The 14267-nt window shown below is 65.8% G+C and carries 18 protein-coding genes; 11 read left to right on the top strand and 7 right to left on the bottom strand.

The window, feature by feature from the left end:
- Positions 1–27: 27 nt before the first annotated feature.
- The 7 genes from ACP69Z_RS08120 (at position 28) to ACP69Z_RS08090 (ending at position 5476) form a co-directional block, all read left to right on the top strand.
- Positions 28–459: a MucR family transcriptional regulator gene (locus ACP69Z_RS08120; RefSeq protein ID WP_426267001.1), complete on the top strand. Its 432-nt coding sequence runs from the start codon at positions 28–30 to the stop codon at positions 457–459.
- Positions 460–517: 58 nt separating this feature from the next.
- Entirely contained in the window at positions 518–940 is a 423-nt protein-coding gene (locus ACP69Z_RS08115) for a Fur family transcriptional regulator (RefSeq protein ID WP_426267000.1), read from the top strand.
- Between the two features lie 18 nt (positions 941–958).
- A complete protein-coding gene (locus ACP69Z_RS08110) occupies positions 959–1672 on the top strand; it encodes a lysophospholipid acyltransferase family protein (protein WP_426266999.1) in 714 nt (237 codons plus the stop codon).
- Between the two features lie 30 nt (positions 1673–1702).
- On the top strand, positions 1703–3022 hold the full coding sequence (gene miaB / locus ACP69Z_RS08105) for a tRNA (N6-isopentenyl adenosine(37)-C2)-methylthiotransferase MiaB (RefSeq protein WP_426266998.1): 1320 nt from the start codon (positions 1703–1705) through the stop codon (positions 3020–3022).
- Between the two features lie 62 nt (positions 3023–3084).
- Positions 3085–4095 carry a PhoH family protein gene (locus ACP69Z_RS08100; RefSeq protein ID WP_426266997.1) on the top strand — a complete coding sequence of 337 codons (1011 nt, stop codon included), beginning with the start codon at positions 3085–3087 and terminating at the stop codon, positions 4093–4095.
- Positions 4092–4598, top strand: a complete 507-nt coding sequence (ybeY, locus tag ACP69Z_RS08095; RefSeq protein WP_426266996.1) for an rRNA maturation RNase YbeY — start codon at positions 4092–4094, stop codon at positions 4596–4598. Before ACP69Z_RS08100 ends, ybeY begins: the two co-directional genes overlap by 4 nt.
- On the top strand, positions 4598–5476 hold the full coding sequence (locus ACP69Z_RS08090; protein ID WP_426266995.1) for a hemolysin family protein: 879 nt from the start codon (positions 4598–4600) through the stop codon (positions 5474–5476). The genes ybeY and ACP69Z_RS08090 overlap by 1 nt, the downstream gene beginning before the upstream one ends.
- Here ACP69Z_RS08090 and trmB read toward each other — a convergent pair.
- Entirely contained in the window at positions 5473–6171 is a 699-nt protein-coding gene (gene trmB, locus ACP69Z_RS08085) for a tRNA (guanine(46)-N(7))-methyltransferase TrmB (RefSeq protein WP_426266994.1), read from the bottom strand. The two genes, ACP69Z_RS08090 and trmB, sit on opposite strands and share 4 nt — an antisense overlap.
- Positions 6172–6209: 38 nt before the next feature.
- Between trmB and ACP69Z_RS08080 the strand changes: the two genes are divergently transcribed.
- Positions 6210–6782: a DUF2231 domain-containing protein gene (locus tag ACP69Z_RS08080; protein WP_426266993.1), complete on the top strand. Its 573-nt coding sequence runs from the start codon at positions 6210–6212 to the stop codon at positions 6780–6782.
- Positions 6783–6819: 37 nt separating this feature from the next.
- On the opposite strand, the gene metK is transcribed toward ACP69Z_RS08080, so the two are convergent.
- Entirely contained in the window at positions 6820–8031 is a 1212-nt protein-coding gene (metK, locus tag ACP69Z_RS08075) for a methionine adenosyltransferase (protein WP_426266992.1), read from the bottom strand.
- 47 nt (positions 8032–8078) lie between these two features.
- Positions 8079–9626, bottom strand: coding sequence for an apolipoprotein N-acyltransferase (gene lnt / locus ACP69Z_RS08070; protein ID WP_426266991.1), 1548 nt, complete (start codon positions 9624–9626; stop codon positions 8079–8081).
- Positions 9627–9727: 101 nt separating this feature from the next.
- Here lnt and ACP69Z_RS08065 point away from each other — a divergent pair, with 101 nt between their 5' ends.
- Positions 9728–9982: a CsbD family protein gene (locus tag ACP69Z_RS08065; RefSeq protein ID WP_426266990.1), complete on the top strand. Its 255-nt coding sequence runs from the start codon at positions 9728–9730 to the stop codon at positions 9980–9982.
- Between the two features lie 60 nt (positions 9983–10042).
- On the opposite strand, the gene ACP69Z_RS08060 is transcribed toward ACP69Z_RS08065, so the two are convergent.
- Positions 10043–11161 carry a PQQ-dependent sugar dehydrogenase gene (locus tag ACP69Z_RS08060; protein ID WP_426266989.1) on the bottom strand — a complete coding sequence of 373 codons (1119 nt, stop codon included), beginning with the start codon at positions 11159–11161 and terminating at the stop codon, positions 10043–10045.
- Positions 11162–11295: 134 nt separating this feature from the next.
- Here ACP69Z_RS08060 and ACP69Z_RS08055 point away from each other — a divergent pair, with 134 nt between their 5' ends.
- A complete protein-coding gene (locus tag ACP69Z_RS08055; RefSeq protein ID WP_426266988.1) occupies positions 11296–12282 on the top strand; it encodes a type III polyketide synthase in 987 nt (328 codons plus the stop codon).
- Positions 12279–12776 carry an isoprenylcysteine carboxyl methyltransferase family protein gene (locus tag ACP69Z_RS08050; RefSeq protein ID WP_426266987.1) on the top strand — a complete coding sequence of 166 codons (498 nt, stop codon included), beginning with the start codon at positions 12279–12281 and terminating at the stop codon, positions 12774–12776. Before ACP69Z_RS08055 ends, ACP69Z_RS08050 begins: the two co-directional genes overlap by 4 nt.
- Here ACP69Z_RS08050 and ACP69Z_RS08045 read toward each other — a convergent pair whose 3' ends face one another.
- Genes ACP69Z_RS08045 through ACP69Z_RS08035 form a run of 3 tightly spaced genes read right to left on the bottom strand, consistent with a single transcriptional unit; the run spans position 12777 to position 14239 of the window.
- Positions 12777–13895, bottom strand: a complete 1119-nt coding sequence (locus ACP69Z_RS08045; protein WP_426266986.1) for a hypothetical protein — start codon at positions 13893–13895, stop codon at positions 12777–12779.
- Positions 13895–14035, bottom strand: coding sequence for a hypothetical protein (locus ACP69Z_RS08040; protein WP_426266985.1), 141 nt, complete (start codon positions 14033–14035; stop codon positions 13895–13897). The genes ACP69Z_RS08045 and ACP69Z_RS08040 overlap by 1 nt, the downstream gene beginning before the upstream one ends.
- A 21-nt stretch (positions 14036–14056) precedes the next feature.
- Positions 14057–14239 carry a hypothetical protein gene (locus tag ACP69Z_RS08035; protein WP_426266984.1) on the bottom strand — a complete coding sequence of 61 codons (183 nt, stop codon included), beginning with the start codon at positions 14237–14239 and terminating at the stop codon, positions 14057–14059.
- Positions 14240–14267 lie beyond the last annotated feature (28 nt).

Raw genomic sequence — 14267 nt, 5'->3', positions numbered from 1 at the left:
GGTAGCTAGTTTGTTAGGACAATGAAAATGAACGACAATGACCAAGGCGCGGAGACGCTGATCACCCTTACAGCCGACATTGTCGCGGCGCATGTCAGCAACAACAGTGTTGCGGTGAACGACTTGCCTCAATTGATCCAGAACGTGCACGGAGCCCTGTCCGGTCTGGGCAGCAAGGCTCCTGAGCCGGAAGTGAAGCTTGAACCCAAGGTCCCGGTTCGCTCCTCGGTAAAGCCCGATTATCTGGTTTGCCTCGAAGACGGCAAGAAACTGAAGATGCTCAAGCGGCATCTGATGACGCATTACAACATGACGCCGGATCAATATCGTCAGAAGTGGAACCTTGCGTCCGACTATCCGATGGTCGCGCCCAACTATGCCGAACAGCGCCGGACGCTGGCCAAGAGCATCGGGCTTGGCACCAAGCGCAAGCGGAGCGGCGGACGCACCGCCAAGTAAGCTGTTTCGCAGGTGGCGGGGCCTAGACGCCCCGCCTCCTGTCCCGTAATCGCACCTCATGCACCGCAACATCGATATCGAAGCGCTCTGCGCCGAAAAAGGGCTGCGGATCACCGAGCAGCGGCGAACCATCGCTCGCATCATCTCCGAGAGCGAAGATCATCCGGACGTCGAAACGCTGCACGAGCGCGCGTCGGCGATCGATCCCAACATCTCCATCGCCACCGTCTACCGCACGGTGAGGCTGTTCGAGGAAGCCGGCATCCTCGAGCGGCACGAGTTCGGCAACGGCCGCTCGCGCTACGAAGCGGTCAGCGAAGAGCATCACGATCATCTGATCGACGTCGAAAGCGGCAAGGTCGTCGAATTCCACGACGAGGAATTGGAGCTGCTCAAGGCACGGGTGGCCGAGCGGCTGGGTTTCAAGCTGGTCGATCACCGGCTGGAGCTCTACGGCGTTCCGCTTGAGCGCGACCGGTAACGATTTGCCCGCGGCATCGTGAAGCTGCGGGCCTTCTTCCGGCTTCTGGCCATCGTTCTGCTGTTCGCGGTCTGCGCGAGCATCCACCTCCTCGTTCGATCCTTTGGACCCTCGCCGTGGCCGCGGCGATTGCTGCGCGGGGTTGGATGGATTGCCGGAGCGCGGGTTCGCACGGTTGGCCCGCGACCAACCGAGCGAACCCTGATCGTCGCCAATCACGTCAGTTGGCTGGACATCCCGATGCTGGCGGGCGCGACCGGCTGTGCGTTCGTCGCCAAGGACAATCTTGGGGATCACCCGTTCATGCGCTGGCTGTGCGAGGAGAACGGCACCGTCTTCGTCGAGCGCGACCGGCGAGGCTCGGTGGGCGAGCAACTGGCGGCGATGGAAGCCGCGATCCGCAGCCACCGGTCGCTGTGCTTGTTTCCCGAAGGCACGGTCAGCGACGGCACCCGGCTGCTGCCCTTCCGCTCCAGCCTGCTCAAGCTCGCCGAGGACCCAGCCCTGCCGCTGACCGTGCAGCCGGTGGCGATCGATTACGGCGGCGATGCGCCGGAGTTCGGCTGGCCCGCTGGCGAGACGGGGAAGGCCAATTTCATTCGCCTGCTCGGCCGCCGGGGCACGGTTACGGTGACCTTGCGCTATCTTGAGCCACTTGCGCCGGGGCAGGACCGCAAGGCGCTGACCCGTCAGTCCGAAGCTGCCATCGCGTCCGCGCTGCGGCTGGCCTAGGCGCCCCTCGCCGCGTATAGGCGCGGCGCCATGACCGCGCCTCGTACCTTCGCCATCAAGTCCTTCGGTTGTCAGATGAACGTCTATGACGGCGAGCGGATGGCCGAGCTGCTCGGCGCCGAGGGCATGACCCCCGCCGAAAGCGGGGCCGACGCTGACATCGTGGTGCTCAACACCTGCCACATCCGCGACAAGGCGGCGGAAAAGGCCTATAGCGAAGTCGGCCGCCTGCGCCGCGAAGACGGTACCCGGCCGGTGATCGCGCTCGCCGGCTGCGTCGCGCAGGCCGAGGGCGCCGAGGCGAAGCGCCGGTCCAAGGCGATCGACGTCGTGGTCGGCCCGCAAGCCTACCATCGCTTGCCCCAGCTGCTGCGCGAGGTCGAGGCAGGCGGGCGTCCGGTCGATACCGACCTCCCGCCGCTCGACAAGTTCGCTGCCCTGCCCCGCCGTCGCCGGGCTGGCGTGTCGGCCTTCCTCTCGGTCCAGGAAGGGTGCGACAAGTTCTGCACCTATTGCGTGGTGCCCTACACCCGCGGCGCCGAGGTGAGCCGGCCGATTGGCGATCTCCTCGACGAAGCGGCGCGATTGGTCGAAGGCGGCACGCGCGAGCTCACCTTGCTCGGGCAGAACGTCAATGCGTGGGAAGATGGCGGCGAGACGCTGGCAAGCCTGATCCGCCGCCTTGCGCCGCTGCAGGGGCTGGAGCGGATCCGCTACACCACCTCGCATCCGATCAACATGGGTGACGACCTCATCGCCGCCCATGCCGAGGTCCCCGAGCTGATGCCCTACCTGCACCTTCCGGTGCAGGCCGGCAGTGACCGCATCCTGAAAGCGATGAACCGCCACCACACGGCCGACGATTATCTCGCCGCCATCTCCAAGGTCCGCGCCGCCAACCCGGCCATCGCCCTATCCGGCGACTTCATCGTCGGCTTCCCCGGCGAAACCGAAGAGGATTTCGCCGCGACCCTCCGGATCGTCGCGCAGGTCGGCTACGCGTCGGCTTTCACCTTTAAGTACAGCCCGCGCCCGGGCACGCCGGCCGCGACAATGAATGATCAGGTGCCGGAAAGGGTTAAGGACGAGCGGCTGCAGCGCTTGCAGGCACTCGTCATGGAGCAGAGCCGCGCCTTCAACGCCTCCAAGGTAGGCACCGAAACTCGCATCCTGATCGACCGCGTCGGTCGCAAGCCCGGGCAGATGATCGGCAAGTCGCCGTGGCTCCAGTCCATCTTCGTCGATACAGACGCGGGGATCGGCGACATGATCGACGTTCGGCTCACCGCCGCGCTGCCCAACAGCCTTGCCGGTGAATTGATCGCGCCCGGGAGCAAACAGGCCGCGTGACTCTGCCGAACGATGCACTACATTCGGGAATGATGACGCACTTCATGGCTTCACGCCGCTAGATGCCCAAGCGCCCCGACCTTCGTGCGGTGGACGATCCCACCCGCGCCCGCCTCGAGATCGAGTTCGAGCAGCCCTACCTGCTCGGGCCTCTGTTTGGAGACTATGACCGCCACCTGGTCGCCATCGAGGACCGGCTCGGCGTCAACATCGCTGCGCGCGGGACCCGCGTGCAGATCGAGGGCGAACCCGATAGCGCCGCCAAGGCGCGCGAAGTGCTGGTCGATCTCTACAGTCGCCTTGATGCGGGCCAGGACGTCGATCTGGCGGTGGTCGAAAGCGTCATCGGCATGGGCGCCCAGCGCCAACTCGACGGGATCATGCCCGATGCCGACGCGCCAGCCGCCAATCCCAACCGGGTGATGATCCGCACCCGCAAGAAGACCATCGTTCCGCGCTCAACCATCCAGACCACCTATATGGAGGCACTGGCTCGCGACGACATGATCTTCGCGCTGGGGCCGGCGGGCACCGGCAAGACCTATCTCGCGGTGGCCCAAGCGGTGTCAATGCTGATCGGCGGTCAGGTCGACCGCTTGATCCTGTCGCGTCCGGCGGTGGAAGCGGGCGAGCGCCTCGGCTTCCTGCCCGGCGACATGAAGGAAAAGGTCGACCCCTATCTCCGTCCCCTCTACGACGCTCTTTACGACATGCTCCCGACCGAGCAGGTCGAGCGGCGGATCGCGTCGGGCGAGATCGAGATCGCGCCAATCGCCTTCATGCGCGGGCGCACGCTGAGCGACGCCTTCATCATCCTCGACGAAGCGCAGAACACCACGCCGCAGCAGATGAAGATGTTCCTGACCCGCTTCGGCATGCGCAGCCGGATGGTGATCTGCGGCGATCCCAACCAGACCGATCTTCCGCGTGGGGTCGAAAGCGGCCTTGCCGACGCTGTCGACAAGCTCGAGGGCATTCCGCGATTGGCGACGGTGCGCTTCAGCGCTGCCGACGTCGTCCGCCATCCGCTCGTCGGCCGCATCGTCGAAGCCTATGAGGGCCCCGGCCGGTGAGCCTCGACATCAGTATCGATGCCGACGAGGAATGGGACAGTAGCACCAACTGGGCGCGGCTTGCCGAAGCCGCGGCCCGGGCAGCCATCGCCGAAAGCGCCTTCCCAGCGCTCGTCCAGGCCGTGCGGCCGGTTGAATTGTCGGTCGTGCTGACCAGCGACGAGGAAGTGCGCAGTCTCAACGCCGAATGGCGCGGCAAAGACAAGCCGACCAACGTCCTCTCCTTCCCGCAAGCAGAACCCGACGAGCTGGACGGTGCTGCCACGCCTGGACCCGAGCTGATGCTCGGCGACATCGTGCTGGCGCGTGAGACCTGCGCGCGCGAGGCCGAGGAGAAAGCCCTGCCCCTGCCGGACCATGCCGCTCACCTCTTGGTGCACGGCACCCTTCACCTGCTTGGTTACGACCACATGGACGACGAGACCGCCGAAGACATGGAAGCCCGCGAAATCCGCGCCCTTGCCCGCCTCGGCCTTGCCAATCCTTACGAGGTGGCCGCCTGATGGCCACCCAGCCTGACAATGGTTCGCGCTTGTGGCGCGGGCTTCGCAGCCTGATGTTCGGGGAAGACAGCGAAACCACGCTTCGCGACCAGATCGAAGAAGCGATCGACGATGCCGAGGACGACAGCCCCAAGCAGGGGGATCTGAGCCCGCTCGAGCGGCAGATGCTCAAGAACCTGCTGCACTTCGGCGACCGCACCGCCGGCGACATCTGCGTGACCCGCGGCGAGATCATCTCGGCCAAGCACGGCAGCAGCATGGAAGAGCTTGCCAAGATCTTCGCCGAGGCCGGCCACAGCCGCCTGCCGATCACCGGCGAAAGCCTCGACGAGATCGTCGGCATGGTTCACATCAAGGACGTCTTCAACGCCTACTTCGACGCCACCGAGCGCAAGAGCGTCGAGGAGATCATGCGACTCCCGCTCTACGTGCCCGAGAGCATGGGCGTGCTCGACCTCCTTGCACGCATGCGGGCGGAGCGGGTCCACCTGGCGGTGGTGATCGACGAGTTCGGCGGGACCGAGGGCCTTGTCACTATCGAGGACGTGGTGGAGGAGATCGTCGGCGACATCGACGACGAGCATGACGAGGAGCAGCAGCCGCTGCTGGCGCGGCTCGACGACGGTTTGTGGGAAGCCGACGCGCGGATCGAGCTCGATGAGCTGGCCCAGGCGGTCGACGCGCGCCTGATCGCCGAGGATGACGAAGTCGACACGCTGGGCGGCCTTGCCTTCCTGCTTGCCGGACGCATCCTCGAGCCCGGGGAAAGCATCGCGCATCCGAGCGGCTGGCGGTTGGAAGCGGTGGAAGCCGACGAACGCAAGATGATCCGCCTGCGCCTCCACGCTCCCGAAGGCGCGGAGCTGGCTGACGCTTAAAGGCGCCTGTAGCGCAGGTAGTAAGGCCTACGTCCCTCGCGCCGGCTCTTGGCGCCGTAGCGGGTTTCGATCCATCCCGAGGGTGGGTCGAGGAAGTCCGATGGCTTTTCGGCCAGCCACTCGAACGCGTCGGTATGACGCTGCATCACGCTGAGCGTCCATTCGAGATAGATGGGGTGATCGGTCGCGATGCGCAGCTCGCCGCCGGGCTTGAGCTTGGCCGCGAAGAGGTCGACCGGCCCATCGTTCACCATCCGCCGCTTGGCGTGCCGCGCTTTCGGCCAGGGATCAGGGTGCAGCAGATAAAGCATCAGCAGGCTGCCGTCCGGCACGCGGCGCAGCACTTCCAGCGCATCGTTCATGTGCAGGCGGACGTTGCGCAGCGGCCCGTCGCGAACATGGCCAAGCGCCGTCGCAACCCCGTTCAGGAACGGCTCGCAGCCGACGAAGCCGTGGTCGGGTAGCAGGTCGGCGCGATAGGCAAGATGCTCGCCCGAGCCGAAGCCGATCTCGAAGTGCAGCGGACGATCGTCGCCGAACAGGGTCTGCGAGCTGATCTCGCCCTCGGCCGGTACGCTGATCTCGGGCAGCAGGCGGTCGATCAGCTCCTGCTGGCCTTGCCTGAGCTTGTGTCCGCTCGAGCGGCCATAAAGACGATTAAGGGTGGTCGGGTCACCCGATTTGAACGCAGTCATGGACCTGCCTTTACTGCTCCGCGTTCAGGCCACAACAGGTGAGGCAAGAAGGACGCGCGATGTACGGCAACAATCCCCGCAGCACGGCGCAGATCGCCGGCCACCCCATCCACCCGCTCCTGATCCCATTCCCCATCGTCAGCTTCATCGGCGCGCTGGTGACCGACGTCATGTGGCTGACCACCCGCGAAGGCGGCTGGGCGACTGCCAGCAATTGGCTGCTCGGCGTCGGGCTGGTCACCGCCCTGCTGGCGGCGGCGACCGGAATGGCCGATTACCTGGGCGACGACCGGGTGAAGAAGATCGGTGCTGCCACCCGGCACATGATCGCCAACATCGTGGTGGTGACGTTGGAGGCGGTGAACCTGGTCGTGCGCCTGACCAGCAGCAGCGACCAGATCGGCAGCCTCGGCATCTGGCTCAGCCTCGCCAGTGTTGCCATCCTCGCTTATTCCGGCTGGCTCGGCGGTGAGCTTGTCTATCGCCACCGGGTCGGGGTGCAGGAAACGCGCGACCAGTATAGCGGCTATGACGATGGTCATGCCGAAGGCGGCCTCGGCATTCCCCGAGGGCCGGCGCTGGACGAAAAACTCAGCCGCGACCGGCGCTGAGCGCGAGAAACCCCCGGCCGAAGCCGGGGGTAGCTGATCAGGCGACCAGCGACTTCAGCTCGTCACCGAGGTCGGTCTTCTCCCACGGGAACAGATCACCCTCGGCCTTACGACCAAAGTGGCCGTAGGCCGCCGTCTTGGAATAGATCGGCTTGTTGAGACCGAGCGCGGTGCGAATGCCGCGCGGGGTCAAGCGGCCAAGCCGCTCGATCTTGCCGATCGCCTGCTCCAGCTTGTCGTCGCCGACGCTGCCGGTGCCGTGCGTGTCGACGTATAGCGACAGCGGCTCCGACACGCCGATGGCGTAGCTGAGCTGGATCGTGCAGCGCGTGGCCAGACCGGCCGCGACGATGTTCTTCGCGAGATAGCGCGATACGTAAGCGGCCGAGCGGTCGACCTTGGTCGGGTCCTTGCCCGAGAAAGCGCCGCCGCCATGCGGTGCCGCGCCGCCATAGGTGTCGACGATGATCTTGCGCCCGGTCAGGCCCGAGTCGCCGTCCGGACCGCCGATCTCGAAGCTGCCGGTCGGATTGATGTGGTAGACCGTCTCGTCGCTGAGCAGATCGGCCGGGATCACCGACGCGATCGCCTGGCGGACGTAGTCTTTGAGCTCGGCTTCGTTAGCGCCCTCGTCATAGCCCTTCTTATGCTGGGTCGAGACAACGATGGCGGTCGCGGCGACCGGCTTGCCATTCTCGAACCGCAGGGTGACCTGGCTCTTGGCGTCCGGCTCGAGGAAGGCCGCTGCGCCCGAGTGGCGGTCGGCGGCGAGCTTCTCGAGGATCTTGTGGCTGTAATCGAGGGTCGCCGGCATTAGGTCGGGCGTCTCGTCGCAGGCGAAGCCGAACATGATGCCCTGGTCGCCTGCGCCTTCGTCCTTGTTGCCGCTGGCGTCGACGCCCTGCGCAATATGCGCCGATTGCGGGTGGAGGTTGTTTTCGAAGCGGAGCTGCTCCCAGTGGAAGCCTTCCTGCTCGTAGCCGATCTTCTTCACCGTCTCGCGAACGGTCTGCTCAATCTCGTCCTCGACACCGGGCGCCCAGTTGCCAGCCTCGTCCATGATGCCCTGGCCGCGGATTTCACCGGCGAGGACCACCAGATTGGTGGTGGTCAGCGTTTCGCAGGCGACGCGTGCTTCCGGATCCTTGCTGAGGAACAGGTCGACGATGGCGTCGCTAATCTGGTCGGCGACCTTGTCGGGGTGACCTTCGGACACGGATTCGGAGGTGAAAAGATAGGATTGGCGCATGGGACTCCGGTGCGTCTGGGAGCGGATATAAGGATATAAAGATAACTTTATATGTTCCGTCTGTAGCGGCCCCGCAAGTCCATGCCAACCGCCAAAGCCAGGAGCAGGAAAGCAAGTCCCAGCGGAAGGACATTGCCGAGCCGCGAGAAGAGGGTCGGCGCACCTTGCGGTGGCAAGTCGGCATCGATCGCGCCCGCGGTGCGCCACGGCAGGGTAGCGATGAGATTGCCGCGTGCATCGACCACCGCGCTGATCCCGGTCGGGGTCGAGCGGATCACTGGCATCGCTTCTTCGGCCGCGCGAAGCCGCGCCTGCGCGAGATGTTGCGGCGGGCCCCAGGCGCCGAACCAGGCGTCGTTGGATGGATTGAACAGGAAATCGGGGCGGTGCGCAGGATCGATCACCTGCCCCGAGAAGATGATCTCATAGCAGACCTGCACGCCCATGACGCCCCAGCCCGGCAGCACCAGGTTACGCGGACCAGGGCCTTCAAGCGTGTCGCCCTCACCGGGCGCAAGCTGGCTCAGGCCGATCGACGAGAGGAGCGGCCGCATCGGGAGATATTCGCCATAAGGGACCAGATGCGCCTTGTCGTAGCGGCCGAGGATCCGCCCATCGGCGGCGATCGGCATGACACTGTTGGTACTTCCGACAAGGTCGGCTTGCCGGTCGATGACGAGCGCGAAGGCGCCGGTGACGAGGAGGTCGGACCCTGGCCGCAGCAGCTTGCCGGCCCGGCGTGCCGGCGGCAGCGGCGTGGTCAGGCGTGCGGGCGGCGGGCCTTCGAGCTGGAAGGCCACAGGCACCGCCACTTCCGGCCACAGCAGCAAGGTTGGCGGCGCGCCGGCAGGCAGGGCGGAGAGGCGGGAGAGCCGCTGGAAAGCTTCTTCTTCCAGCCCATCGCGCCACTTGTCTTCCTGGCCGATGTTGGGTTGGATCACGCGGACCTTCTTCGCTGCCGCGACATGCGGCACCGCGGTCTGCAGGCCTCCTGCTGCTGCCATGGCGATGAGCAGCCCGGCAAGGATGGCGGCGCCTCGACGCGCCTTGGAGACCGCCATGAACAGCGCGCCGCCAAGCAGTACCACCAGCATCGAGAGGCCGTAGGTCCCGATCACCGCCGAGCTGAGGCGCCACCACGTGTCCACCAGCGTGACCCCGACCGCGTTCCAGGCGAACCCCGTGAACATGGTCGCGCGGAGCCACTCGGTCAGCGCCCACCCGCCTGCCAGCGCCAGTACCAAGGCGGTCGGCGAACGCTGTCCAAAGCGCCAGGCAAGGCCGGTCGCCAGGGCGGGATAGACCGCGAGGTAGAAGCTCAGCAGCACCACCGCTACCCAGCCGAGCCAGGGAGGCATCGCCGCCTGATAGGTAAAGGCGGTCGCGATCCAGTTGAGGCCAAGCACGAACTGCCCGGCCCCGAACAGCCAGCCGGTCCACAGCGCCCGGCCCACGCTCCCGCTGCGCGCGATCAGCAAGGCGAGCGCGGCAAAGGCAAGCGGCATCAGCGGCCACATCCCCAGCGGGGCAAAGGCGAGCGCCGAAAGGAGGCCAAGGAGAAAGGCGAGCAGCGAGTGCGAGGGCCGGAAGGTCACGCCCGGGTCTTTGGCAGAAGCGGCGGCCCCTGCAAACACGAACGGCACTCCCGCGCCTCTTGTGCGTTGAGCAGCGCGAACCTGAACATCGGAGAACATCAATGAACATCGACACGATCGCTGGCGAAGGCACGCGCACCAAGGGCGACTTCAAGCGGGGCCTCGGCGAGGTTACCGGCGACGCCAAGCTGCAGCAGGACGGCACTGCCGACCAACTGTCGGGCGAACTGCGCAAGGGCCTCGGCCAGGTTCGCGACTTCGTGAACAACAACAAGGCTGCCAGCTACACCGCTGCCGGCATCTTCGGTCTGGCGCTGCTGAACAGCCTGCGCACCAAGCGCACCAAGAACGCCTAAGCGCGCTTTCGTGAACAAAAAGGGGCGGCTCCTTGCGGGGCCGCCCCTTTTTTCATGTCCTCAGGCCGGGGTCAGGCGCAGCAGCCGGCCGCTGTCTTCGAGAAGATAAACCTCGCCCCCCGGCCCCTGCTCCACTTCGCGGATGCGGGCCATGGGCCAGCGCTCGGCCTTGGCAGCCTTGTCGCCGTTGACGTCGATACGGATCAGCGATTCCCCCGACAGGGCGCCCATCAGGATGTCGCCCTTCCACTGCGGAAAGAGATTGCCCGAATAGACGATCAGCCCGGCCGGCGAGATGCTGGGGTTCCACCACACCTTGGGTGCTTCGAACTCAGGGCGGGTTACGTGATCCGGGATGTCGCCGCCGCCATAGTTGGAGCCGTTCGACACCACCGGCCAGCCGTAGTTCTTGCCCGGCACGATGAGGTTCACCTCATCCCCGCCCTGCGGGCCCATTTCGTGCTCCCACAGACGGCCATCTGGTGCGAAGGCGATGCCGAGAAGATTGCGGTGGCCCATCGAATAGAATTGCGCCTGAACGCCGCCCTTGGCTGCCCAAGGATTGTCCGGGAACGGCTGCCCTTCAGGCGTCAGGCGAAGCACCTTCCCAAGGTTGCCGGTGGTCTCCTGCGCCGGCTGGAATTTTTGCCGGTCGCCCGACGTCACATACATCGCGCCGTCGGGCCCAAAGGCGATGCGATGCGAGAAGTGCCCGTTGCCGCTGACCTTGGGCGCCTGCCGCCACACCGGCTTAAAGCCTTGGAGCGCATAGGCGTTGCCGGCCTTCACCAGCCGGCCATAGCCAACCACCGCGCCGCTGGTGCCGCCGTCGCCGCCTTCGACGTAGCTGAGATAGATGCGGTTCTGGGGGCCGACCACTACGTCGCCAAGGCCGCCCTGACCCGCCACCTTTGCCGTCGGCACGCCCGAGACCGCGGTCTTGGCGCCGGTGGCTGCATTGACCACCCACAGCCGCCCATCCTTTTCGCTGACCAGCGCCTCGCTGCCGCCGGGAAGAAAGGTCATCGCCCAAGGCGTCTCAAAGCTTGCAACCGGGGTCACCTTGAAAGGCGTTTTGCTGCCGCTCGCCGGCTGATCCTCGGCGGGCACCGCGGCAGTCCCGCACGACGAGAGTGCTAGACCAAAGGCCATCACGCCCTGAAGCGTTCCAAATCGCATCCTTAATCCTCCTCGGCGAGTTACAATACTTCAACCCCTACTGCTGGGGCTATAAATAGGAAGCACCTCCCTTAGTGCAGCCCGTCTCCTTACTCAGCCTCGCCACCGCCGTTCCACCGCATCGCATCAGCCAAGTGCAAGCCAAGGACATCGGCCGCGAGCTTTTTTCCGGCCGCAAGGCGCTCTACGATCGTCTGTCGGGCGTCTTCGACAATGCCGGGATCGAAGGGCGCAACATTGTTGCGCCGATCGATTGGTATGTCGGCGACCACCGCTGGCAGTCGCGCAATGACCTGTATCTGCGCGCATCCGAGCAATTGTTCGAGGATGCGGCATTGGGTGCACTGGCGAAGGCCGGGCTTCAGCCGAGCGACATTGACGGAATTGTCTTCGTCTCGACCACCGGCATCGCCACCCCCAGCCTTGAGGCGCGCGTGGCCCCACGCCTTGGTTTCCGAAGCGACGTCCGGCGCGTGCCCGTGTTCGGCCTCGGCTGCGCGGGCGGGGTCAGCGGACTTGCCACCGCTGCTCGCCTTGCCGCGGCCGAACCCGGCACCCGCTGGCTGTTCGTCTGCGTCGAGACCTGCTCGATCTCGATCCGGCTCGACACCGATGATCCCGCCGCGCTGGTCGCGACTGCCCTGTTCGGTGACGGGGCGGCGGCAGCGGTGGTCTCGACCGAAGGCATGGGTCCAGCCACCATCGCCGCGGCGGGCGAGCGGCAATGGCCCGACACGCTCGGAATCATGGGCTGGAGGGTCGAAGACCCGGGCCTTGCCGTGGTGTTCGACCGCGCCATTCCGCCCTTCGTCACTGCCGAACTGGCCGGTGCGATCGACGGTATCCTCGGCGACATTGGCCTTGCCAGAAGCGACATCGACCGCCTCTGCTCGCATCCCGGTGGGGCTAAGGTCATCACCGCGATCGAGGAAGCGCTGGAGCTTCCGCCGGGCACCCTCGACCTTGAGCGCGACGTGCTGCGCGACCACGGCAATATGAGCGCGCCGACGGTGTTGTTCGTTGCCGAGCAGCTAATCGAGCGCGGTCTGCCAAGGCGAACGCTGATGACGGCCTTCGGCCCGGGCTTCACCTGCGCGGCGCTTACGCTGGAGCGGAAATGAGCGAGCATCATTGGCCGGTCTACGCCATTCTCTTCTTTGTGCTCTTTCAGCGGCTGTCGGAGCTCAAGATCGCGCGGGCGAATACCGCACGCCTGCTCGCGGCCGGTGCCTATGAGCATGCGCCCGGCCATTACCCGCTGATCGTCGCGGTGCACGCCGGCTGGCTCGCCACCTTGTTCTGGCTTGCGCCCGGACGCGACATTCACTGGTGGCTTTTTGCGCTCTTCATGCTGCTCCAGGCCGGGCGGCTGTGGGTATTACGGACGCTGGGCCCGCGCTGGACCACACGCATCATCGTGCTGCCGAACGCCCCGCTGGTGACCGGCGGCCCGTTCCGCTTCGTCCGCCACCCGAATTATCTGGTGGTCATCGGCGAGATTGCGGTGCTGCCGCTGGTGTTCGGCCTGTGGCAGGTCGCGCTCGTCTTCTCGGTCCTGAACGCCATCGTGCTGACCATTCGCATCCGGGCAGAGATGAGTGCGCTTGGCGGCTGATCAGCGCGGAAAGACGTAGACGTCATATTCCTCGTCGGTCTGCGCCGGTCGCAAGCTGGCGACCGGTCGCGTCGCGGCGAGGAAGCGTTGGCGGCCTTCGGGCGTGATCTCCGTGCGGTTCTGGAACATCATCTGGAAGTCGCCGTCTTTGCCGATCCGACGCTGCAAGGCGATCACAACCGGTCGACCGGTGCGCCGGTTGAGCAGCCGTGCATCGGCAAGGATGTCGTCAAGGGTGAGCCGATCGCGCCCCGCCTTGCTGAACGGTGCCCACACGCCGAAGCGGGTTTGGCGCAGCAGCCACAAGGGCTCGACGCCGCGATAGTAGACCACCGCTTCGCCGACCATGTCGGGATCGAGGATCAGCGCGGAGCCGCGAAACTCCGGCCGCGCCATCAGCGCGGCCAGTTCGGCCGAGCGGCTGTAGGGCACGCCCTGAAGCGCGTCGACGATCGGCTTTCGGATCAGTGTGACGACCTGCACGCCGAGCAGGATTATCAGCATCCACTTGCCGATCGGCACTGCCCTTGCTCGCCAGTGGCCTAGCGGCAGAAATTCTTCTCCGCATTCCGTCCGCACGATCCACGCCAGCGCGAGCAGGAACACGAGAAACAGAGCGACGTGGCGAAGGTAAGCCATGTAGATGAAGAAAAAGAAGAACTTCAGTGCCAGGAAGGCGAACACCGCCACCGCCAGTGCGCGCTTGTGGCGGGCGAAGACGAGCAGGCTGCCGGTGATCAGGATCATGCTGATGGTCTGCGCCGGCCACGGAATACCGAGATCGCGGACAAAGGTCTTCTGGTGGAAGATCGCGCGGATCATGTTCCAGGCGGAAAGCGGGCGCTTGTCGAGCCCGACCGCGGCGTCGTTGAACGGTGGATAGACCGTCAGGAACGCCGCCAGCGCGCCGCCGAGTGCGAGAACGGCGTTGGCGAGGAGCCGGCCCCATTCGCCGGGCCGCGCCTTGTCGCGTCTGCCGAGCACCTCCAGCGCGCGAAACAGGAACAGCGCGCCGGCGAGGATCACGGCCGGGACGTTGGTGTTGCACAGCAGGAACAACAGGAGCCGAAACCACAGGCTGTCCTTGATCCGCTCCCACCAGGCCGCGATCACGAACATCAGAAGCGCCTCACACCGTAATTGCGGGCGATCACCGTATAATCGAGCACGAAGAAGGCGCTGAACAGGGTGACGAACAGCACCCCGATGCGGAACGGCGCGCGGATGGCGAACAGGGCCGCAGCGAGGAAACCGATCAAAAGGCCAGCCCCGCTCAGCACCTAGCGCACGCCAAACAGCGCATGGCCACCGCGCAGGATCAGGTACCAGAGCGGAGGATGCCCTTCGCCGCGCAAGGCCCGCCACATCTCCGCGACGTCGGCTCCGCCCGTGGCGAAGGCATAAGCGCGCGCTTCGTCCCGCCAGACGACATGGAGCGAGGCGAGCCAGCCGACCAGCAGCACCCAAGCGCCGAGCAGCGCCAGCCGCTGC

The sequence above is a fragment of the Sphingomonas sp. LHG3443-2 genome, from assembly GCF_049896405.1.
Classification (GTDB): Bacteria; Pseudomonadota; Alphaproteobacteria; order Sphingomonadales; family Sphingomonadaceae; genus Sphingomicrobium.
This window is presented reverse-complemented; position numbering and strand designations above follow the sequence as displayed.

Excerpts from the sequence above, each read along its gene's own strand:
- miaB (WP_426266998.1), top strand. The coding sequence starts at position 1,703 with ATGACCGCGCCTCGTACCTTCGCCATCAAGTCCTTCGGTTGTCAGATG.
- ACP69Z_RS08090 (WP_426266995.1), top strand. The coding sequence starts at position 4,598 with ATGGCCACCCAGCCTGACAATGGTTCGCGCTTGTGGCGCGGGCTTCGC.
- trmB (WP_426266994.1), bottom strand. The coding sequence starts at position 6,171 with ATGACTGCGTTCAAATCGGGTGACCCGACCACCCTTAATCGTCTTTAT.
- ACP69Z_RS08100 (WP_426266997.1), top strand. The coding sequence starts at position 3,085 with ATGCCCAAGCGCCCCGACCTTCGTGCGGTGGACGATCCCACCCGCGCC.
- ACP69Z_RS08115 (WP_426267000.1), top strand. The coding sequence starts at position 518 with ATGCACCGCAACATCGATATCGAAGCGCTCTGCGCCGAAAAAGGGCTG.
- metK (WP_426266992.1), bottom strand. The coding sequence starts at position 8,031 with ATGCGCCAATCCTATCTTTTCACCTCCGAATCCGTGTCCGAAGGTCAC.
- ACP69Z_RS08045 (WP_426266986.1), bottom strand. The coding sequence starts at position 13,895 with ATGTTCGTGATCGCGGCCTGGTGGGAGCGGATCAAGGACAGCCTGTGG.
- ACP69Z_RS08065 (WP_426266990.1), top strand. The coding sequence starts at position 9,728 with ATGAACATCGACACGATCGCTGGCGAAGGCACGCGCACCAAGGGCGAC.
- ACP69Z_RS08060 (WP_426266989.1), bottom strand. The coding sequence starts at position 11,161 with ATGCGATTTGGAACGCTTCAGGGCGTGATGGCCTTTGGTCTAGCACTC.
- ACP69Z_RS08050 (WP_426266987.1), top strand. The coding sequence starts at position 12,279 with ATGAGCGAGCATCATTGGCCGGTCTACGCCATTCTCTTCTTTGTGCTC.
- ACP69Z_RS08120 (WP_426267001.1), top strand. The coding sequence starts at position 28 with ATGAACGACAATGACCAAGGCGCGGAGACGCTGATCACCCTTACAGCC.